Source organism: Stenomitos frigidus ULC18 (assembly GCF_003003795.1).
Lineage (GTDB): Bacteria > Cyanobacteriota > Cyanobacteriia > Leptolyngbyales > Leptolyngbyaceae > Stenomitos > Stenomitos frigidus_A.
Window position 1 is genome coordinate 74766 of sequence record NZ_PVWK01000079.1, and the last position, 19007, is coordinate 93772.

The 19007-nt window shown below is 51.0% G+C and carries 24 protein-coding genes, 1 tRNA gene and 1 pseudogene; 12 read left to right on the forward strand and 14 right to left on the reverse strand.

Annotated elements, in window-relative coordinates; genetic code table 11:
- Positions 1-26: 26 nt before the first annotated feature.
- Positions 27-614, forward strand: coding sequence for an anti-sigma factor family protein (locus C7B82_RS13545; RefSeq protein ID WP_219904353.1), 588 nt, complete (start codon positions 27-29; stop codon positions 612-614).
- Between the two features lie 110 nt (positions 615-724).
- Here C7B82_RS13545 and C7B82_RS13550 read toward each other — a convergent pair whose 3' ends face one another.
- Both C7B82_RS13550 and C7B82_RS13555 read right to left on the reverse strand, forming a co-directional pair.
- Positions 725-1195, reverse strand: a complete 471-nt coding sequence (locus tag C7B82_RS13550; RefSeq protein WP_245939883.1) for a gamma-glutamylcyclotransferase family protein — start codon at positions 1193-1195, stop codon at positions 725-727.
- A gap of 64 nt (positions 1196-1259) precedes the next feature.
- Positions 1260-1333, reverse strand: a tRNA-Arg gene (locus tag C7B82_RS13555).
- Positions 1334-1367: 34 nt separating this feature from the next.
- Between C7B82_RS13555 and moaC the strand changes: the two genes are divergently transcribed.
- Complete coding sequence (gene moaC / locus C7B82_RS13560) at positions 1368-1904, forward strand: cyclic pyranopterin monophosphate synthase MoaC (RefSeq protein ID WP_106256812.1); 537 nt, start codon at positions 1368-1370, stop codon at positions 1902-1904.
- Here the strand turns inward: moaC and C7B82_RS13565 are convergent.
- The 3 genes from C7B82_RS13565 to C7B82_RS32285 are packed head-to-tail and all read right to left on the reverse strand — an operon-like array spanning position 1881 to position 3095.
- On the reverse strand, positions 1881-2114 hold the full coding sequence (locus C7B82_RS13565) for a DUF433 domain-containing protein (protein WP_106256813.1): 234 nt from the start codon (positions 2112-2114) through the stop codon (positions 1881-1883). The genes moaC and C7B82_RS13565 overlap by 24 nt on opposite strands.
- A 59-nt stretch (positions 2115-2173) precedes the next feature.
- On the reverse strand, positions 2174-2938 hold the full coding sequence (locus C7B82_RS13570) for an SDR family NAD(P)-dependent oxidoreductase (protein WP_106256814.1): 765 nt from the start codon (positions 2936-2938) through the stop codon (positions 2174-2176).
- Entirely contained in the window at positions 2919-3095 is a 177-nt protein-coding gene (locus C7B82_RS32285) for a hypothetical protein (RefSeq protein WP_181357480.1), read from the reverse strand. Before C7B82_RS32285 ends, C7B82_RS13570 begins: the two co-directional genes overlap by 20 nt.
- Here C7B82_RS32285 and C7B82_RS13575 point away from each other — a divergent pair.
- A complete protein-coding gene (locus C7B82_RS13575) occupies positions 3094-3453 on the forward strand; it encodes a hypothetical protein (protein WP_106256815.1) in 360 nt (119 codons plus the stop codon). The genes C7B82_RS32285 and C7B82_RS13575 overlap by 2 nt on opposite strands.
- A 79-nt stretch (positions 3454-3532) precedes the next feature.
- Here the strand turns inward: C7B82_RS13575 and C7B82_RS13580 are convergent, their stop codons facing one another.
- A complete protein-coding gene (locus C7B82_RS13580; RefSeq protein WP_106256816.1) occupies positions 3533-5047 on the reverse strand; it encodes an AAA family ATPase in 1515 nt (504 codons plus the stop codon).
- 170 nt (positions 5048-5217) lie between these two features.
- On the opposite strand from C7B82_RS13580, the gene C7B82_RS32290 reads away from it, so the two are divergent.
- Together C7B82_RS32290 and C7B82_RS13585 are read left to right on the forward strand one after the other, a co-directional pair.
- On the forward strand, positions 5218-5373 hold the full coding sequence (locus C7B82_RS32290) for a hypothetical protein (protein ID WP_181357481.1): 156 nt from the start codon (positions 5218-5220) through the stop codon (positions 5371-5373).
- Positions 5351-5785, forward strand: coding sequence for a Uma2 family endonuclease (locus C7B82_RS13585; RefSeq protein ID WP_245939884.1), 435 nt, complete (start codon positions 5351-5353; stop codon positions 5783-5785). The genes C7B82_RS32290 and C7B82_RS13585 overlap by 23 nt, the downstream gene beginning before the upstream one ends.
- A 5-nt stretch (positions 5786-5790) precedes the next feature.
- Here the strand turns inward: C7B82_RS13585 and C7B82_RS13590 are convergent, their stop codons facing one another.
- From C7B82_RS13590 to C7B82_RS34285, 8 genes and pseudogenes are all read right to left on the reverse strand, one after another.
- Positions 5791-7896 carry a thioredoxin domain-containing protein gene (locus tag C7B82_RS13590; RefSeq protein WP_106256818.1) on the reverse strand — a complete coding sequence of 702 codons (2106 nt, stop codon included), beginning with the start codon at positions 7894-7896 and terminating at the stop codon, positions 5791-5793.
- 117 nt (positions 7897-8013) lie between these two features.
- The gene (locus C7B82_RS13595) at positions 8014-8787 is read right to left on the reverse strand and encodes a hypothetical protein (RefSeq protein ID WP_106256819.1); all 774 of its coding nucleotides are present in this window, start codon (positions 8785-8787) and stop codon (positions 8014-8016) included.
- Between the two features lie 81 nt (positions 8788-8868).
- The gene (locus C7B82_RS13600; RefSeq protein ID WP_219904355.1) at positions 8869-9432 is read right to left on the reverse strand and encodes a helix-turn-helix transcriptional regulator; all 564 of its coding nucleotides are present in this window, start codon (positions 9430-9432) and stop codon (positions 8869-8871) included.
- Positions 9433-10508: 1076 nt separating this feature from the next.
- The gene (locus tag C7B82_RS13605) at positions 10509-10805 is read right to left on the reverse strand and encodes a hypothetical protein (protein WP_146141150.1); all 297 of its coding nucleotides are present in this window, start codon (positions 10803-10805) and stop codon (positions 10509-10511) included.
- Between the two features lie 185 nt (positions 10806-10990).
- Positions 10991-12418, reverse strand: a complete 1428-nt coding sequence (locus C7B82_RS13610; protein WP_245939885.1) for an ABC transporter substrate-binding protein — start codon at positions 12416-12418, stop codon at positions 10991-10993.
- Between the two features lie 195 nt (positions 12419-12613).
- Positions 12614-12738: pseudogene (locus C7B82_RS13615) on the reverse strand (IS4 family transposase); the annotation flags it as partial.
- A 1-nt stretch (position 12739) separates the two neighbouring features.
- Positions 12740-13339 (reverse strand): MBL fold metallo-hydrolase, encoded by a 600-nt coding sequence (locus C7B82_RS13620; protein ID WP_281258972.1) that lies wholly within the window; start codon positions 13337-13339, stop codon positions 12740-12742.
- 3 nt (positions 13340-13342) lie between these two features.
- Positions 13343-13477, reverse strand: coding sequence for a hypothetical protein (locus C7B82_RS34285; RefSeq protein WP_281258973.1), 135 nt, complete (start codon positions 13475-13477; stop codon positions 13343-13345).
- 161 nt (positions 13478-13638) lie between these two features.
- Here C7B82_RS34285 and C7B82_RS13625 point away from each other — a divergent pair, with 161 nt between their 5' ends.
- The 7 genes from C7B82_RS13625 to C7B82_RS13655 all read left to right on the forward strand — a co-directional run bounded on the left by C7B82_RS13625 (position 13639) and on the right by C7B82_RS13655 (position 18913).
- Complete coding sequence (locus tag C7B82_RS13625; protein ID WP_181357482.1) at positions 13639-17292, forward strand: HEAT repeat domain-containing protein; 3654 nt, start codon at positions 13639-13641, stop codon at positions 17290-17292.
- A gap of 66 nt (positions 17293-17358) precedes the next feature.
- Positions 17359-17544, forward strand: coding sequence for a PhlB family protein (locus C7B82_RS13630; protein ID WP_106256822.1), 186 nt, complete (start codon positions 17359-17361; stop codon positions 17542-17544).
- Complete coding sequence (locus C7B82_RS13635; RefSeq protein ID WP_106256823.1) at positions 17531-18001, forward strand: type II toxin-antitoxin system VapC family toxin; 471 nt, start codon at positions 17531-17533, stop codon at positions 17999-18001. Before C7B82_RS13630 ends, C7B82_RS13635 begins: the two co-directional genes overlap by 14 nt.
- A gap of 6 nt (positions 18002-18007) precedes the next feature.
- Positions 18008-18289, forward strand: a complete 282-nt coding sequence (locus tag C7B82_RS13640) for a DUF4926 domain-containing protein (protein ID WP_106256824.1) — start codon at positions 18008-18010, stop codon at positions 18287-18289.
- Between the two features lie 5 nt (positions 18290-18294).
- Positions 18295-18495, forward strand: coding sequence for a DUF2283 domain-containing protein (locus C7B82_RS13645; protein ID WP_106256825.1), 201 nt, complete (start codon positions 18295-18297; stop codon positions 18493-18495).
- A gap of 15 nt (positions 18496-18510) precedes the next feature.
- Entirely contained in the window at positions 18511-18699 is a 189-nt protein-coding gene (locus tag C7B82_RS35115; protein WP_106256826.1) for a DUF6888 family protein, read from the forward strand.
- Positions 18683-18913: a DUF6887 family protein gene (locus C7B82_RS13655; protein ID WP_106256827.1), complete on the forward strand. Its 231-nt coding sequence runs from the start codon at positions 18683-18685 to the stop codon at positions 18911-18913. The genes C7B82_RS35115 and C7B82_RS13655 overlap by 17 nt, the downstream gene beginning before the upstream one ends.
- The last annotated feature ends 94 nt before the right edge of the window (positions 18914-19007 follow it).

Sequence of the window (19007 nt, forward strand, 5' to 3'; positions counted from 1 at the left end):
CTCTCAACACACGATGTGGTGCCGAAATGACCTCTAATTTTAATGCTCCTAACGATCATCAACAGCCCTCTCCCATGAACGGTCAAAATTCGTCTTCATCTTCGTCTAACTTGATTCAGCGCGATCGCTTTGAGCTGCTAAGTGCTTATCTGGACGGCGAAGTGACCGCAGCTGAACGCAAGCAGGTCGATGGGTGGTTAGCCAGTGACCCAACGGTGCAGCGTCTCCACAGCCGCTTGTTGAAGCTGCGTCATGGCTTACAAAACATGCCCGTCCCAGCATCATCCCAGGCGACAGAACAAACGGTCAGTGAGGTTTTTACCCGCCTAGAGCGAAAGCCAAAGCTTTCCTTGATATGGGGGGGTGCAGCCATTGCGGCGCTGTTTGTTGGTGCGCTTGTGAGTAATCTTTTACCCGGTAGCCAAACCTCCATGCCCCAAATCGCTAAAGGTTCACAGCAGCCTGCGATCGAGTCTCCTCAAACGAATGTCAACGAGGTGTTGCTGGTGGCGTTGGATAAGCCACTGGTAGAGATTCCCAAAACGCCTGTTGTGGTGCCAAACAGTACGTTTAAGAACGCGACCACGCCTGCGCCAGAAACGACTGCACGATAGAGCTGTTGGTAGGCCGTCAGAAAGTAGGAGTCAGGAGGCAGCAAAAAGCTCGCTGCTTCTGACCGACACGTTCATAGCATTATTTCTTATCGCCCTTTGATGTGGGCTTCTTATGGCAGTGAAGGCCATTGCCCATTGGGTAATAATCTGCCGCCCAGTTGTTGAACTTGTTCTGGCGTCATAATGTATGACCAGGCTAGACCCAAAAAGCGCCGATCGCTATCGTATACGGTGATCTGTTTGCGCTCATACTCATTCTTCTCTAGACATTGTCCGGGCGCATGATCCAAAAACTCAATTGGGTCATGCCGTTCAAATTCATCCAAACGCTCCAAAGCGGCCGCCTCTATGAATGACAGCAGTGCCCCACGCACAGTACCCGCTTCAAGCGTCATGGCAGGATAGCCAAGAGGCAGCGCGTACAGGCAGCCATCCGCGATCGCAGGCTGTGACTCCACAACATCGTCGGCGCAGATTGAATAATTGATTTCTCCTGGCTTCAATGTGCCATAGACGAAGACATGAATCATCGTGTTGTCTTGCGGCTCAATCGCTGTTAGACCTAAATCGCTACTAAACAATGATAGGGCTGCTATTTAGCAGCCCTATCATTGTAAGATGACATTCACAAGTTCCGTCCTTAGACGGGCTAGGAGGGATTCGAACCCCCGACACCGTGGTCCGTAGCCACGTGCTCTAGTCCACTGAGCTACAAGCCCTTGCAAGATTTCTATAGTATCATACCCTGCCACAATGACACAAAATTCCTCCGACACTCTTTCCACCGTCAGCCAACCCCTCACTCATCTGGATGCACAGGGGCAAGCGCAAATGGTGGACGTCTCGGCAAAAGCGCAGACGGTTCGGCAGGCGATCGCGGTCGGACAGGTGCGTATGCTGCCAGAAACTTTCGCCGCGATCGTAGCGGGCAATGCTCCCAAGGGCGATGTGCTGGGTACGGCTAAACTGGCAGGCATTATGGCCGCCAAACAAACTGCTCAGCTGATTCCCCTTTGTCACCCTCTACCGTTGCAGAAGGTTGAAGTAGAACTCATACCTGACCCGGCTTTACCGGGATACCGCATTCAGGCGATCGTGAAGACGAAAGCTGAAACGGGTGTAGAGATGGAAGCGCTTACGGCCGTTTCCGTTGCGGCTCTCACGCTCTACGACATGGCGAAAGCACTGGAAAAATCAATGCAAATCGAAAATATCCACTTGCTGAGTAAAACGGGTGGCAAATCGGGAGACTACTACTCTGAAGACTCAGCTCGACTTTATCCATTTTGAAGGGGAGGAAAGGTAAGAAGCTAAAGCAGCGTAAATTTCACCAAGCGTCAGGTGCGATTTATTTTCCAAGATTGCTTCAGGAGTGATGCCTGCTTTAACCTCTGTCACAATGTACTGCACTGTGATGCGGCTTCCAGCAATCCGGAGGCGACCACCGCAGGTGCCTGGTGTTTTGACAATCAGAGTGCCAATGTCAGTAATGGTTTGCATCGCTTTGACCACGCGGTAGCTCTTATCCTAGCCTGCTTGCTTCCGTAAGCTGGTTACTCTTACTGTGCCGTCATGCCGCCATCCGCTGCAATGATGGAACCGGTGAGAAACGATGCCTCGTCGGATGCCAGAAAGAGAGCAAGATGGGCGATTTCACGTGGTTCACCAGGACGCCCGATCGGCTGAAAAGAGTCGATGCTGTCGTAGACCTTCTGCAAGCCGCCGAGCATTTCGGCATGGGCATAGTTAATCGGCGTATCCACCCAACCGGGACAGATGGCATTGCAGCGAATGCCCTGTTTGGCATAGTCCAGCGCAATGCCGCGTGTCAGCATGACGACAGCCCCTTTGGAGGCAGAATACACAGCGAGGAATGGTTCAGACACCAAACCATTGACGCTGGAAATATTGACGATCGACCCCTTGCCGCTTTTCAGCATGTGAGGAATCGCCGCCCGACAGCCATACATCGGCCCTTTGACATTCACGTTTAGCGTCTTGTCAATCACCGCATCGGGCACTTCGTGAAACACGCCGGGAATATTGACGCCCGCGTTGTTGACCAGCACATCAATTTGTCCATATTCTGCGACACACTGAGCGATAAAGGCATCCACTTGAACGCGATCGCTCACATCGGCTGCCACGGCTGTCGCCATACCACCTGCATTCTGGATGCCTTCAGCCACAGCGGCAGCAGTATCCCCATTGAGATCCACACAGAGCACCTTGCCGCCTTCTTCAGCAAGACGTTCCGCGATCGCTTTGCCAATGCCTGACCCCGCACCCGTCACCACACATGCCTTACTGTTTACCCGTCCCATACCGTTCATCCTCGTTAATCTCGTCCCATGAGCCATTGTGGCAATAGTTGGTGCCAATGGCGGAAACCAACCCCACTGCCCAGTAGAGATTGAATTTAGATACTATGAGGTATCGTTTGTAACGTCCAAGCTCAGACCAGCGGAGAAAACGCACCATGACGGCTCCAGATCCCTTTGAGAATCAGGACTTTAAGCGACTCCAGCTCTTTCTCTACCTGGTTCCTGTCGTAGGCTTCTTCCCAGCCCTCTGGACACTTTATCGGGGACAAGGTACACGGCAACAAAAGAACCTCAGCCGTCTCGTTGTAACTTTGGCGTTGGGCTGGCTTCTGGGTTACATCCTTTTAGGCGCAGGTGCAAATGCGTCTGATTCTCTATCCTTACCGCTCTTGATTACCAGTAGCCTGTTTACATCCGGCTATTTTTTGGTGAACCTTTGGTTGATGGTGCAACTGTGGCGACGCAAAGCCTTGCGGTTACCGATCGTAAGTAAGCTGGGCGATCGGTTGCCGTAAGGGAAGGAAACCGGGGAGCAGAAGGAGCAGAGGGAGCAGCAAAACTGCAACTCAAAACTCAAAACTCAAAACTCAAAACTCAAAACTTCTTCCCCTGCCTCCCCTGCCTCCCTTTCGCCCTTTCACACGCCTGAATCAGATGTTCTGTGGTCACATTGGTTTCTAAGGCAGCGGCCTGGATGGCGGCATCGCGGGTGATCGTTTGAATGTCGCCACCACTCAAGACGAATTGGTCTGCTAGCCACTCCCACTCGATCGTGGCATCAAGAGGTACGTCTTCTGGAAACGCTTGCTGCCAGAGTTTGAAGCGGCTGTCTCGATCGGGTAGGGGGAAGTCCAAAAAGGGATTGATCTGCCGTCGCCATTGAGCCGTGACGTGATGCTTTTGATGCACGCTGAGTAAGGTAAGACCGCGATGCTGCTGCCGTACTTGAAGGAACTGATGGAGTAAGGCGTCTGCCAATAATGACGTGCGACCAAAGCAGCTTTGAGCCGCTTTGAGCAACAGTACGGTTGGTGCCTGGATGGCGATTTCTTGCAGTAAGTGGGGGATATCATCTTGCTGCAGTTGGGCCAGATCGATACAGCACAAAGGGGTTTGCAGTCGTTGCGCGATCGCCTGGGCGGCCATTGTTTTGCCTGTCCCGGAGGCACCGCAGAGTAGCGCGATCGAACCTGGCTTGACGGTTTGCAGTGTCCCGTTAACCGCCGCAAAGCCCCAATCTTCGTCAACTTGTTGCGCAAACTGCACCCGATGACACAGGTGTTCAAGGTCTACCAGCAATGGGGGCGGCAGGATGAGCTTTGACCAGAGGTTTCGGTGGAGAGTAGGGAGTGGGGAGTGGGGAGTGGGGAGTGGGGAGGATGAGGAAATCAGGAAAGTGGGGGCCGCGGTCGGGAGGGGATGTAACAATGCTTCCAGGGCGTTGCTGTCGGGTTGATCGGCTAACAGGTAGTTGACTAACGGATCAGATAACCTGACCAAGCGGGACAGGAGTGGATCGGCTTGAGACGATCGCAGTTCCAGGAGTTGATACTGTAACAGGGCAGAGTCTCCTGTCATGCAGCGCCGCAGTGATCGCCATTCAACATCGGTGCGACAAAGCATCCGCAGAATGAGATCCACAGTGGGTAGACCTGTTGCACCGGGATGCTCGGTTTCCTGTAAGTAGTTATAAAGCCGTGCGTAGCGACGGCTAATTTCGGGCGCGAGTGCCATCAGCACCAAATTCTTCTCAGGCACACTCAACTGCAAGCGGCTGCATAAGGACGGTACGCCCAGCAACACACCTCGCCGCTGGCTGACTTTAATTTTTGCTTCTAGCTGCTGCTGATAGCTACCTTTTGCTGGGGTCGATCGACCGCCTGGGCGCTCAGCAGGAGAGTCGTAGGCAGTTTCTCCTTCTAGCGTGACTAGACCTTTCCACCAGTGGCTCGTGACGCGATCGACCCGAGAACGTGCCGCGCGATCGACCACCTTTGTGTCATGCCGTTGCCGCGCGATCGCCATGCCCAGGAGTCGATCGAGCCAGAGTAACTCCGCCTTTAAATACGCCCAATTGTCAGAAAATGGCTCGATAGAATCACTTTGCATTTTAGACAGAGAAAAACGACGCAAGCTCAGCGCTTGGCATACCTTGCCTGATCTTATGCTGCCCCCTCTCTATCGTAATCTTCTCGTTCACATAGACGGCTGACAATAAACCTTTTCCTTGCCACCGCAGCTAAAGTAGAGATAGACATCAGATCCAGGAGACATTGCCAGTGGATGCTGAAATTCTTGAACGGTTAGAGCTGAGAGCAGAACAGCGGTTGATTTTACCGGGGGTGAATTGGCAGCAATATCTGGCGCTGGATTCTTTGTTGGATAACGTATCTGGAGGGAATGCTGGAAATCATGACCCATTCCCCGGAGCATGAGTTAACGAAAAAGACGATCGCTCGCTTGCTCGAAATTTACGCCTTTGCCAAAACAATCAGCCTGCATGGCTACGGTTCAACGATGTATCGCAAGGAAGCTTTAGCAAGGGGGTTGGAACCAGACGAATGTTATTGCCTTGGGCAACCCAAAGAGTTATCTGACCTGGCAATTGAATTTGTCATTACCAGTGGTGGCATCGACAAATTGGCGGTTTATGCCGGTCTCGGTGTTTCAGAAGTCTGGTTCTGGCAAGAGCAACAGCGTTCTGTGTATCGTTTGCGCGATCGCCAATACGAATGGGTGCCTCGCAGTGAATTGTTACCTGACTTAGATTTGTCACTGCTGGCAAGCTACGTGCAGCCACTCAAGCAACCTGAAGCGGTCAGAGCGTTCTACGAAGCCATCCGTTGAGGCTATTAACTTCTCACCTGACTAACTTGCACCTGTTCCTGCAATTGTTCTGGACTGCAAGCCGGTTCCCGACAGCTTAACCCCTGACAGACTAGCCCAACGACACCTTGAGGCAAAGCTGTTTCTCGCTTCAGGACAGACGTGGGTAAATATTGCGTGGAGAGTGCTGTAAGTTGGTCAAACGTGGTGCGGATCAGGATGTGGTTGTGGAACCAGTCGAGAGCAGCAAAGAGGCTGGGGCAGGCCTGGGGCGATCGCTCCAAAACCGTACCAAACGCTTGCAAGGCTTGCTCTGCCTTATCGAGATAGCTCAAGTCTTCAGCTAACAGCGACAAGCGCACCAAATTGGCTACCGCCACACCATTGGCTGAGGGTGTGGCGTGGTCAATATAGCTCCGTTCCCGCAGCAGCAAGCTATCACTGGCATCGGTGTTGTAGTAACCGCCCATTTCGACGCTCCAGAGGAACTCATCGAATTCGGCTTGGATTTGGACGGCGTGATCGAGCCAGAAGGCGTGGGGTGTGGGGTGTGGGGTGTGGGGTGTGGGGGAAGAGGCATGAAGCTTTTCATCACCTGATGCTGGAAGACTAACGGAAGCCTGATCCAGATCCAACAAGGCTTTGATGAAGAGGGCATAGTCTTCCGATTGCGCGAGGACATCAGGTTTTCCGTCGTAGTTGACGCGGTGGAAGCGCCCTTCGACCCACTGGTGCTGGAGGATAAAGTGAGCGGCTTTCGCTGCCAACTCCAGGTAGTGAGGCTGCTGAAGCGCACTGGCGGCACGGGCAAGACCAGAAATCATCAGGCTATTCCAGGCGACGATCATCTTAGTGTCGGTCACAGGGGGAATGCGACCCGCCCAGCCTGTGCCCTTCGCTTCTTCGTTATTGCGCGCGGGTGGAAAGGTAGGAAGGGCTTCAGCAGAGGCACTGTAGCGAAGAAGAAACAGCTTGCCGAGAGTCAGTTCTACCGTATCGCTGAGTTTGCCGGGACGATGCCGTTGCAGGACGTTGAAGCCTTCAAAATTACCGCTTTCGGTCACAGTGAACTGATCGGCCAGTTCTGCCAGTTCGGGAAGCGTGAGCAGTGCCATCAATGCCTGGTAATCCCACACGTAGAAGGCACCTTCTTCCGGTTCAGCAGTCGTAGGATCGGTGAAGCTGTCGGCATCTTGAGCAGCATAAAAGTAGCCTTCGGGTGCCGTCATTTCGCGCTGTAGCCATTTGACCGTGAGGGCGATCGCGCGCTCAAAAGCAGGCTCTTGCACACCCGTCATCCACAGGTTTGCCAGGTATTCGACGATCTGCCCGTTGTCGTAGAGCATTTTCTCGAAGTGCGGCACGGTCCAGGTAGGGTCAACCGTATAGCGATGAAACCCACCACCCACGTGATCAAAAATGCCGCCTAGCGCCAGATCAAGTCCACGCTGGCGGCTCAACGCGATGGCTTTGTCACCGGGGGCAAAACGGCTCGATCGCAGCGCTACTTCCGCATAGGGAATCATCGGAAAACTGGGACCAGGCTTTTTGGACGCAAGGACGCCTGTGTTGTACTCCAGCCCCTTTTGCAAGATGTCGGCCCCCAACGACTGCCCTGCTTGGAGCGTTGCAGCACCTTGCAGGTTGGTCATGATTTCGCCTTTGATGGCTTGCAGTTTCTCTGGCTGCGTGTCGTAGTAATGGCGAATGGATTGGAGCAGTTGCAAAAAGCCAGGGCGATCGTAGCGTGGCTCTACGGGAAAGTAAGTACCACCGTAAAACGGCACCAGGTCTTCGGGTGAAATGAAGACGTTGAGCGGCCAGCCACCCTGACCAATCATGAGCTGCACGGCCTGCATATAAATGCTGTCCAGGTCAGGACGCTCTTCCCGATCGACCTTAATCGGCAGAAAGTTCGCATTCATATACTCAGCGATCGCCCCGTCCGAGAAGGCTTCTCCTTCCATCACTGTGCACCAGTGGCAGCTAGAGTAGCCGATCGACAAAAAGATAGGCTTCTGTTGGCGTCGAGCGGTTTCAAGTGCTTCATCACACCAATACCACCAGTCAATAGGGTTTTCGGCGTGTTTCCGCAGGTAGAGGCTGTTGGACTGGGCAAGGCGGTTCGTCATGAGGGCGCAGTACATTTAGAGGCAACTGTGCCTTTAAATGTACTGCTGTTAGCAAAAAAGTAACCGTTTAGAGGGAACCAAAGTGTCACAGCGGCTCTGTTCTAGACGGACACTACCTTAGTTAGAGCCACTCTCATCGACTGGGCGATCGTCTGCCAATTGGGATTGTTTGGCTTTTAGATTGCCTAACTGCACCTGAAGCTGAAGCTGCTGGCGTATCTGCTCTTCAGGGATGCCCAAGCGTTGGGAAAGTTGCGCTGGCGTAAAGCTGAGGTTGCCTAACTTGACGCGTAGGTTGTTGTCCAACTGAGCTTGACCATTTTTGATCGTGGGCTTGCCCTCAACGCCAATATAAAAGCTTTGGCGAGTGACCTCAGGAAACGCAGTCACAAGTTTAGAGAAGAACGCACGTTCGTCAGGCGGTAGCTGTTCGGGCGTGATATCGCTGAGGTTAACCACCGCACCACTTTCAACCGTGCCATTTTGCATCGTTGTATTGGCACCCTTCAACGCACTACCTAGTTTTTTACTTTCAGCTTTGCGCGTAATTTCAGTTGTAAAAAGCTGCGTCAGTTCGTTCTGGTGAAGGTGTGTCTTGGTTGGCTGTTTTTGAGCCATTGACGGGACAGTCGTTGCTGGAGCCTTAGACTTATTTGCCCCAGCGATTGTCTGGGCGGGGGCTTGCTTACTCATGGTAGTGCGATCTCCAGGTTGCTCAGAGGCAGCCGTCACGGTTGGATCAATAGCGGTTGGTTGATCCGCTTGCGCGGTTGGCTCAATTTGACTGGACGTGTACCAGGCAGGCAATTGAGTTGCTTGCTGCCAGTAGTAAAACGCAACCGCACCAACACCTGCTAACGCCAAAGAGACGGCAATGAAAAGTCGTTTCATAAGGAGATGCTCATCTACATTGCACAAGCTACCCATATTAGCGAACTCTGAAAAATTGGGTTAGTTCATTGGATTCATGCCTTACGATGCTTGACTCGCTTGCCATTCTGCTTCCGCATTCAGTGCCTGCTGCTTGAGGTGAATGTTTTTCAGGTGCTTCTTAACGGTATCTAGAGCAATGTAGAGGTTAGCCGCGATCGCCTTGCGGCTGTAGCCCGATCGTCGTTGCAACCAGACTTCGGTTTCGCGGGGTGTCAAACCCCATTTTTGAGCTTCGGCAAGTGCTAAGCTTTGCACCGATTGATTTTGGTCTTGCAGCCGTAGCAGGAGGCAAGGACGTGAGGCGACCTCCAGTGCAAGCCATTGAGCCCGAATGCGGAAGGTTGTCTTGGGGGTCACTATTTCCGACTCAAGCACGACTGGCTGATTGGGATACAGGTTCTTGCTGTCGAGCAAGGCCTGATAAATGCGCTGAATTTCGCGTGGTAAAGGGTCAGTATCGTTGTGCCAGAGCTGAGCGTAGATGGCACGCGCTACTGTGTTGGCATAAACAAGATCATGCTGATCGGTAAGGACTAAAACACCATCGATAAAACTTTCCAAGACCGACTGGAGTAGATTATCCAAGCTTTCTAAGTACTTCATAGTTGTCAGGTTCATTGGGGGCTGAAATGAACGTTCTGTTGCGTTACTTAATCAACAGCTGTCTGAATAAACGATAGAACTCAACTCCTACACACCAGGACTTTGACGTTGTAACGTCAGTTGCTATAACTGCTTTATCGTCTACGGCTCTCAGATATTCCTTATGATTCAGACAATACACGATCGCAATCCGGTTATCGTAAGAAAAAGTAATACATTCAGTACCAAGAAGGAACAGAATGTGCGTTCAAGAGCAACGTTCAACGCTTCCTAGCTTTAGCAAACCAATACTAATAGTTACAGCGCGAGTTCCAGAATTACGCATAGAGAAGGCTCTTTGTTTTTGATAGAAGGCTTTTGAATACAGCTTCTCTCGACTGATGAGGTCTGTCGCCAATGGTCTTTCCTCACTATTGCGAGGTCGTTGCATATAGCAGTGTTCAAACCTTTGGGCGTAAGGTTCGATCAATTAATGATCAGCAATCAATGTTTGACTGACTGCTGATACCAGGACTTCCTCACGCTTCCAGGAGAATTGCTATCGTTCCACACAGGCATGATGTTTGGCGTTGAGTCATGCAGCAGTAAGCAAGCCGCCGCCAACTCTGAGAACCAATTACTTCAATTTATTGGTGGCTGCGACAGGTGAGTCGAAACAAATCTCAACGTCTACTGATCACAATATTTTTCTATCAATTCACAGCACATTCGCCTACACTCAATCGAGTGATTTATAGCGAGAAAGTCATCACTAATGAAACCTAAAAGTAATTGACAATGTACAGATGGCGCTGAAGAACAGTCATTTTAACAACCTGATCTCAACGTTATTCTAAAGCGATGTTTTACTAGTCGAGGTGTTGCTAAAGCTAACCCTGTTGATGCAAAAATGCTTGGAAAGCAATGGTTCAGCGCGGTTAAAAGAAGCGAGATGTTTGCTGCGTGAGATTCAGTGCTGATTGACTGACAACCGTCTTGAAAGGCTGACTGCTCCGTTGCTCACCTACCCGTGCTTCAAATCCGGGCTAACGGTGCGAAACCCGTTGCACCGGGTTGCAAGGCGCTTGCAAGACGCTTCAGGGACTGCCTTCTGTGAGGAACAATGGAGTTACAGTCGTCGGTGAAATTGGTTTTTGCAGTTCTGCCAGGTCAGCCTCCACTTGAGCCAACACTCTATGCAAGTCTTCGGTTCCTGCTGTAGGGGATAACTCAGCGCCTGAAATACAGCCTGTTGCCACAGTGGTTGCGACATAAACTCGCTCCCCCAGCCACCAGGTATGCTTCTCATCGCTTAACAGGTGAGGGGGCGATCGCTTCCCACGGCTCACAGTGCTTTCCGTCGCCAATTTGCTGGGCGAAACGATCTGGCGCATTCACGAAGATAGCTCTCTAAGCAGCATGTTTCGTTATGCGATCGCGCCAGTAGGGGCGTAAGGTGTTGCGATTCTACCTGTTTCCCAAATTAAATTGTGATTGTTGCAGATGCCTTTAGGGGCGAGTTTTGCCGTTAAGTTAACAGCAAAGCAGCGAACGACTTACTAAACCCGCCCCTACGGTGCTACCAGGCAACGGGAACAAAATCGATGCCTGAGCCAAAGCGTTTGCCAGGAGAGACTTTCACGAGTTGAATCCCAACATTACGATCGCCCGATGGCAAAAACCGTACGGCTTCTGAGGCTCCTGTTGCCGCAAAATCAGGCGATGCCAATGCTTGCTGTATGCCTGCGCGGGTGGGATTACGGGCGATCGCGGCCGCCAGTGCTTTCGTTGCATCATACGCCGTAGCCGTGCGCCAGTTCACATCACCACCCCACAGTTTCCTCGATTGACCGGGAAAGGAAGCTTTAACATTGCCGTCGATATGCCACGGCACTGCCAGCACCATACCGAGTGCTTGTTGCCCGCCAACCTCTAACGTCTTCGGCGCATACACATCATCCCCGCCTAAAAGACTCAAGCGGCGCTGATTGATCTGCACGACCTGAAGTGCTTGATCGAGCGTGCCTGTGTTGGCTGCCAGCATAAGCAATTTGGCCTCTTGTTTCAGTGCCTGATCAACCGCTTGTGCAGCGCTAAAGTTGGGAGCCGACAGATCAAATTCATCTGATATTTGTCCACCTGAAAGGGCGATCGCAGTGACAAACTCGGCTTTCAACGATTGGCTGTAAGCGCTTTGAGAGTTGAAGAACACGGCTGCTTTTCTGAGTTGCAAATGTTTGACAGCATAGTCTGCCAACGCTCTTGCGGCAACATAATCACTCGGCACTGTTCGGAAGATGTATTTGCCAAAACCAGACAGTTTCACAGTGGAGCTAATCGGAGAAATGCTCACCAGTCCGCCAGCGTTATAAACACTCCCTGCTGCTAGTGTGACATCACTGGCATAGTGCCCGACGACTCCCAACACATCAGGCATTTGCACCAGCGTCTTGGCAATTTGTCGGGCTGTCTCAGGGTTATTGTCATCATTGGTGATCAAGACTTTGAGTGGTACAGCCTGGCTCCCGACCGCTCCATTCAGTTCTGTCTGTGCCTGAGCCACTCCCCGCAAAATTTCTAAGCTGCCGTTAAGGTCACTGCCAATGGGTACCGCTACCGCGATCGTATAGGAGGGGTTAATGCCAAGACGGGCATTATTCAAATAAATCAATGTCTCAGGTGCATTCCGCGCGCTTCGCAATGCTGATTCAAACAGTGGAATCGCCTCGCCATAACGTCTTAAAGCCATTGACTGGATGCCTGCCTGCTTCGCCTGTGCAAAGGCAGGGTTATCCGCTTTGATTTCTGCCTGAACTAAGTTTCGTTCGCCTTGACTGATGCGATCGTCGATAGATAAAGCTTCCTGGTTTGTCAGCTGAGTACCCAGTTTGATGCCTGTTTTCGGCATCAACCACAAAAAACCAGCACCCAACAGCCCAACCGTAAGTAGGAATGCCAGCAGTAGCGCTGGAGTTTCATTTTTCTGCGACATAAACGAACCCAGCATGGTTCAGATAAGGGTAGCACTTTTAGTGAAACCCCAAAAATAGGCGCTGTTGGACAAGCAATTGGTGCCTGCTGCGACTCAGAAATGGTGTAACTCTAAAACCCTGGGCAACAAAATGACGCTAAGGCTGTTTAGGGGAGATTAGCGTCCGCTCAATGCGACGATCAGGGATAAGCCACATGACTGCCACTAAAACGAGCGCAGCAGCTCAAACGCTGCAGACTTGTAATCCTTGAATTGCGGTTCAATGCCGCCAAAGCGGTTGCCATAGAGGGCAAATGTTTGGAACGAGGGCGGTTGACACTGAGGACAGCCCACGGCTTATTCGCTTTGCTTGCCTATCGGTGCCCGAATGGGAGTGCGATCGCGCCCAAAGGTGTTGTAATGACCGGGATAAACGGTGTCGATTGGCAGCCTCTGCAAGCGCTCATACGTGGCAATATACGTGGGGATATTGCTTCCGGGCAGTTGATCGAGCAGGTCGCCATCGTAAATGATATCGCCAGAGAAGAGTTCCTGATTTTTGGCATCGTAGAGCGCAATGCTACCGGGTGAATGTCCGGGTAGGTGCAATACTTCAAAGGCACGATCGCCCAGATCCAGCACGTCGCCTTCTTGCAAAAGCTGGGTGGGTTCGGCACGGTGGAGCGTATATTGCATCGCTGTAAAGCCTGCGTAGGGCAACTGCTCGAAGTGCTCATCCAGCACAAAGCCCAGTTCACGAGAGCAGACAGCCGCATGGTTATCGCCTGATCGCAAGGCTTCGGCTTCAACAGGATGAATGGCTCGGTGGTCGAACTCGGGCAGTCCGCCTGCATGGTCAAAGTGAATGTGAGAGGCGATCGCGAGGAGCGGTTTATCAATCAACGAGGCAATGTGCTGGCGCAAACTCGCTACGCCCAATGCCGTATCAATCAGCAAATCCTATTTTTGCCCTTTGATGAGCCACAGATTCGCGCGGTTCCATTCCCAATAGTGAATTTCGCTAATGCAATAGAGTCCGGGATCAATTTGGCGCGTAGCAAACCAGCGATCGCAGACAGGTTTAGGATTCAGCACGGTTGTAGAAGCGATGAAAAGGCATGATGTCCTTATAGCAGAACGATCGTGCTAATGGTTCGTCAAGTTCCCAAGGTCCTCAGACCTCGGAGGTTTGCAAAACCTCCGAGGTCTAAAGCCGTTACGCCATAATACGGTCAGAGCAATTTGGTCGAAGCCCTATGGTATTTGAAGCGATCGCAGGTGGATTGGTCAAAGTCGCGTTGCCGAAGGTAGCAGGCGCGATCGCAAAAGCGGTGAAAGATAAGCTGAACCCAACCGAACTACAACGAGCGTTGGAAGTTGGATTGAAGGAGTCAGGTGGGTTCGATCGCGGACAAAAAGCGCGCAATCCAGTTTTTTACCGTTCGACCGACAAAGATACCGATACCTTTTTGGCAGCACTGCTCGAACATCCAGAAGTGCAGCGCGAATTGCAGAAGCCTCTGGAGCAAGAGGGTGCGCCAGATGTAGCAATGTTGGTGCAGGCAGCAAAGCAAATTGCGATCGATCTCACCCTTTCAGTGCAAGACGAAACGCTGGAACCCTGGCTCAAAGCCTTTGCGAACGCCTACTTTGATGCTATTACCGCGATTCGGTTTCAGGTGGCGCAAGCCGATTATCTAGAGCAGTTAGCCAACTGGTTTGATGACGTGAAGTTCGCAGGCGTTGCGGTGCCGGGACAGGATGTGGAACGAGCCGAGCGGTTGGCGCAGATTTTTGTGATGCCGGATGTGGAGGAGGAGGCGAGACGGGGATGGGGAGGTGAGGGGTTGAGGGGATGGGGAGATGAGGGGTTGACGGACGATCGCCAATCTCAGCTTTTGCAGGAGCAGCGAATGAGGGCGCAGCTTGAACGATCGGGGCGCAAATTCTCCGCACGGCAACTGCTTAACCAGCATCAGAAGAAGGTGGTGCTGTTGGGCGCACCCGGTTCGGGCAAAACAACGCTGATGAGTTTCTTTGCAGTGACGCTGGCAGAACAGCAAGGAGCGATCGCAACGGCAAGCGATGTCTCTACAGAAGGACTTGATCGCAATACAGAAGGAACCGATCGCGATCGATCTCAAATTGATCGTCATACAGAAGGAACCGATCGCGATCCAACTCAAACCGATCGCCTGACACAAGGAATCGATCGCGATCGATCTTCAATGCAGCCCGATACAACTCGAATGCATCCGGATGCAGAAGGATTGCGACTCGATGCAACAGGATTGCAGACCCATACAGACGTATTGCCGCTGCCGATCTTGGTTCGGATTCGTGATTGGGCACGAACGCCTGATGTCACCCTGCCTGAGTATGCGCGGCAGTTTGCCGAAACTACGATGTCTTGCAAACTGTTGCCAAAGGGCTTCTTTGAGCACTGGCTCAACAATGGTCGAGCGCTCATCCTCCTCGATGGGTTAGACGAAGTAGCAGAAGAAGCGAAGCGCTACCATCTCGTGCAGTGCATCGAAAACTTTTTGGGACAGTATCCGCAGAATCGCGCCATCATCACCTCGCGTCCTGCCGGGTACAAGCGCGACTTTTTCCGCACGGAGGAGTTTCCGCACTATGAGTTGCAGCCGTTTGACGATAAGAAGATTGAGGAGTTTTGCGATCGGTGGTATCGGAGTCGGATACAGGACACCGCAGAGGCGCTGAGACGCAAAGAGAGTTTGCAGAAGGCGTTGAACCAGCAGGATCGAATCAAGTTATTGGCGCGGAATCCGTTGCTGCTGACCATCATTGCCCTGATTCATCGCTACCAGGCGCGACTGCCCCGCGAACGCTACAAACTCTACGACAAAGCGGTGGAAACGCTGCTCACTGCCTGGGATGACAACAAGGAACTGAGCAATCAGACCGTCCTCCAATACCTGCAACTGGACGACCTGCGCCGCTTGATGGAAAGTCTCGCGTACTGGATTCACACGCAAGGCAACACAGGTGACACCGAAGGCGGCACGCTCATCGACAAAGACGAACTCATCCAAAAACTCTGCCAGGAAATCAAAACGCTCAAGCAACTCCAGCACTACGAAGCGAAAGCAGAGGCTGAACGGTTTGTGAAATTCATCCGCGACAGAACCGGACTGCTCAACGAACAGGGACAGGACTGCTACGCCTTCGTCCACAAGACTTTCCAGGAATACCTCGCCGCGCAAGACATCAACTACCAGGCAGACAACGAAGACGACTTTGAGATTGTCTTAACGCACATCGAGCAACACCTCCACGATCCCCACTGGCGCGAAGTGCTGCTCCTCCTCATCGCCCAACAAAGCCCCAAAAAAGCCGCAAGAGCGATCCGTAAAGTTCTCACTGCCAACAGTCCCTACGAACAATGGCTCCACCGCGATTTGCTGTTTGCAGGTCGCTGTCTAACCGAAGATCCAAAAGGATTGAAAGGTGCTGATCCAAGCTTGTCGCTAGAAATCTTGGAGGAATTAATTGAGTTGGGAGTGAGTGAGACACCAGAGCTTACAGGCAAAATTCGTTCTCAGATAAACTATATCCCTCGTCATTTGGAAGAAACTGAATTTGAAGCCGAGGCGCTTAGGCTTCTTAAAAATCGAAAGGAGCGCATAAGCCGGTGGCTTTTCTTAGAGTATCAAGCTGATTTAGGAGAGCGAGAAGCGACAATCAGTGCATTGCTTCTACATCTTCAAAATCCAGAAGCTTTGGATCGTGCTAAAGCAGCTCTTACTTTAAGTAGTCTTGGTAATGCATCTGAAGAGATACTAAATGCGCTACTGACAAGGCTGCGCCAGGATCAAGTATCACATGTTCGAGCTAGTACGGCAGAAGCTCTGGGTAAGCTAGGTTATGCTTCTGAACCAGTCATCACTGAATTACTATCTCGGCTACAAGATCCATATTCGGATGTTCGATCTCGTGCCGCGGAAGCTTTAGGCAAACTAGGCAAATCATCTGAATCGACAGTTGTTGGACTCTGCTCCCTTTTGCAGGATCGAGTAATGGTCGTTCGATCTCGTGCAGCAGAAGCTTTAGGGAAGCTAGGCAATTCTTGCGAGGAAGTTGTTATGGCGTTATTGGCGCAAATTCAAATTTCAGACTCATCAGTTCGTTCTAGTGCTGCATCTGCATTAGCTAGTTTAGGAGATTCTACGGGAGTAATTACAAGGGAATTGCTGACAAAGCTACAATCTCCAGATTCTTATATACGCTGCTTACATGCAGACGCGTTAGGTGCATTAGGTAATGCATCTGAAGAAGTTATAGACAGTTTACTGGCACTGCTGAATGATCAAGAGGGAATAGTGCGTTCTATGGCAGCAGGAGCATTGGGTAAATTGAATACTCAGTTGAATATTCTTTCTGATAAGTCAAAGTTCACACAAAAATTAGAAGTTTTGCTTGAAGATCCTGTTTCAGTAGTTCGTTCCACAACTTTAAGAACACTAGGTAAGCTAGAGGTTAAGTCTGAAAGTGTTATGTCAAAAGCAGTTGCTCTGATTCAAGATGCAGATGTTATGGCTCGTCTAAATGTTGCTTATGCCCTTGGTAGCTTTGGAGAGACAACTGAAGAAGTAATTAGTGGTTTGCTGGTGCTACTTCAGGATTCAGACTCCAGGGTTTGTTATGGCGCTATAGATTCATTAGGTAAGCTAGAGCATATATCTGAGCTTGTAGTAAATAATCTGTTGTGCTTGCTTCAGGCTCCAGATTCATCAATACGTTCGCGTACACAATCTGTCTTGGTTAAGTTAAGCAAAAAGACCGATTGGGTTGAGACTGCATTAGTTCAGTGGATTGAGCAGCATCAGGATGAGGACTGTGTAGGAGCGGGGATTGATGCGCTGTGGGAGATAGTAGAAGGGGTGTAGGGTGTGGGGTATAGGGTGTAGGGGAAAAGCAGAGATAATGGCAAAAGGCTTAGGAAGGAAGCAGTGATGAAAGGATATGTCAAAGACAAAAGCATTGTTTTAGTCGATGCGTTGCCAGAGGATATTCAGGAAGGTGATGAAGTTGAGGTCGTTGTCACGCTGATTACCAAACGGAAATATCCCTTTCCCACCTTTAAGCTAGGGGTTAAAGAGGATTACGTGAATCGAGACAAAATTTATGAGTCCGATTAGAGTCTTCTTTGATACCAACGTCTTGGTCTACGCGCATGATCAAGCCTCGGTTTATCACTCTGGCGCTGCATCACTGCTAGAAGCTGCCTTTCAGCAAAGCATTCAAGGTATCATCGCCGAGCAAAACATCGTTGAGCTATATCGAGTTTTGACGAACCCCATTGCAATGACGGGTAGCCCTTTAACGCCATCTCAAGCAAGCGAATTAATCGCTGGAACGTATCTCAGTGGCACCTTTGAGATCCTCTATCCAACTCTGGCAACGATCGAGAAAACTCTAGAACTGGCGGTTTCTCGACAAATCACCTCCGCCAAAATCTTTGATCTACGGTTGGCTGCGTTAGCGTCTGAAGCTGCGATCGATTACTTTGCAACCTACAACATTCGAGACTTTCGAGGAATCTCAGGCTTACCGACAATGCTACCCCAGGACATTTTGGCAGCCATTCAACTCTAAAAAGTAATGAAGCAACCGAAACTATTAGACACAGTTGCCCTTCTCAAGCCAGTTCCGGCTGAACAGCTAATTTTAGTTGAGCCAGAGTATGCGTCTGTGAATCTACCTGTTGGGCTGGTAGGCACCATTGTCGAAGTGTACGATCGGGAAGACGGCAACCACTTCCTCATTGAATTTGCCGATTCTAACGGCTGTGAGTATGCAATGACGACTCTACAGGCAGACCGCTTTCTGGTCTTAAAGCATGACCTTGCAGAAGGCGATCGGCAGCTAGCTTCAGTGACATAGCGCCGATGAAAAAGATTCGTTATAGCAAAGATGTGGATGCTTTACTGGTTGAGCTATCAGATGCGCCCATAGCGTATGCCGAAGATGACGGGCAAGTGATCCTGCATTATTCTGATGATGAAAAGTTAGTCCTCATTGAGATCTTAGATGTCACTCAATTTATGTCGGAAGAAAATTCTGATGCCATGATGCCGCTTTCCAGTTAAAAGGAGTAAGCCATTCTGCCGACTACCGAGCAAAACTTTGCCAGCGTCTGTGTTTGCCAGATGCGATCGAACTATTATCGAGACATCCAACTATTCCGCTACAACTCCCATTCAGGCATCATTTACATCTTCGCCAATGATGAGCTTCAAATCGTGATTCCCCGCAACGGTAATTGGAGGTTTTTAGATGAAGCCGAACTATGACACCATGTCCTGGTCAGAACTGCGAGCCTACATCTTGACGCATCGAGACGATTTAGATGCGTTGGAAGCTTTATACGCCCGTCGCAGTCCTGATGCAGAAGCGACCTGGTTTACGCCCCCTAAAACGGAAGAAGAATGGCAGCAGCAGATGGAAATGGTGAAACCCTTTCTTGAACGAAAGCCTAAGAACCTGTTTGAAAAGGTAGTCATGTAGAGTAAAGGGGTCGATCGGAGACCCCCAATGACACGACTAGCATACGACACAGACTTGAGTGCTGACCAGTGGGTCTGTCTTGCCCCTTATCTGC

Bases quoted from the DNA above. Each gene is read 5' to 3' on its own strand.
- C7B82_RS13545 (WP_219904353.1), top strand. From the start codon at position 27: ATGACCTCTAATTTTAATGCTCCTAACGATCATCAACAGCCCTCTCCC.
- moaC (WP_106256812.1), top strand. From the start codon at position 1,368: ATGACACAAAATTCCTCCGACACTCTTTCCACCGTCAGCCAACCCCTC.
- C7B82_RS13565 (WP_106256813.1), bottom strand. From the start codon at position 2,114: ATGCAAACCATTACTGACATTGGCACTCTGATTGTCAAAACACCAGGC.
- C7B82_RS13570 (WP_106256814.1), bottom strand. From the start codon at position 2,938: ATGGGACGGGTAAACAGTAAGGCATGTGTGGTGACGGGTGCGGGGTCA.
- C7B82_RS13575 (WP_106256815.1), top strand. From the start codon at position 3,094: ATGACGGCTCCAGATCCCTTTGAGAATCAGGACTTTAAGCGACTCCAG.
- C7B82_RS32285 (WP_181357480.1), bottom strand. From the start codon at position 3,095: ATGGTGCGTTTTCTCCGCTGGTCTGAGCTTGGACGTTACAAACGATAC.
- C7B82_RS13580 (WP_106256816.1), bottom strand. From the start codon at position 5,047: ATGCAAAGTGATTCTATCGAGCCATTTTCTGACAATTGGGCGTATTTA.
- C7B82_RS13585 (WP_245939884.1), top strand. From the start codon at position 5,351: ATGACCCATTCCCCGGAGCATGAGTTAACGAAAAAGACGATCGCTCGC.
- C7B82_RS13590 (WP_106256818.1), bottom strand. From the start codon at position 7,896: ATGACGAACCGCCTTGCCCAGTCCAACAGCCTCTACCTGCGGAAACAC.
- C7B82_RS13595 (WP_106256819.1), bottom strand. From the start codon at position 8,787: ATGAAACGACTTTTCATTGCCGTCTCTTTGGCGTTAGCAGGTGTTGGT.
- C7B82_RS13600 (WP_219904355.1), bottom strand. From the start codon at position 9,432: ATGAAGTACTTAGAAAGCTTGGATAATCTACTCCAGTCGGTCTTGGAA.
- C7B82_RS13605 (WP_146141150.1), bottom strand. From the start codon at position 10,805: ATGCGCCAGATCGTTTCGCCCAGCAAATTGGCGACGGAAAGCACTGTG.
- C7B82_RS13610 (WP_245939885.1), bottom strand. From the start codon at position 12,418: ATGCTGGGTTCGTTTATGTCGCAGAAAAATGAAACTCCAGCGCTACTG.
- C7B82_RS13625 (WP_181357482.1), top strand. From the start codon at position 13,639: ATGGTATTTGAAGCGATCGCAGGTGGATTGGTCAAAGTCGCGTTGCCG.
- C7B82_RS13630 (WP_106256822.1), top strand. From the start codon at position 17,359: ATGAAAGGATATGTCAAAGACAAAAGCATTGTTTTAGTCGATGCGTTG.
- C7B82_RS13635 (WP_106256823.1), top strand. From the start codon at position 17,531: ATGAGTCCGATTAGAGTCTTCTTTGATACCAACGTCTTGGTCTACGCG.
- C7B82_RS13640 (WP_106256824.1), top strand. From the start codon at position 18,008: ATGAAGCAACCGAAACTATTAGACACAGTTGCCCTTCTCAAGCCAGTT.
- C7B82_RS13645 (WP_106256825.1), top strand. From the start codon at position 18,295: ATGAAAAAGATTCGTTATAGCAAAGATGTGGATGCTTTACTGGTTGAG.
- C7B82_RS13655 (WP_106256827.1), top strand. From the start codon at position 18,683: ATGAAGCCGAACTATGACACCATGTCCTGGTCAGAACTGCGAGCCTAC.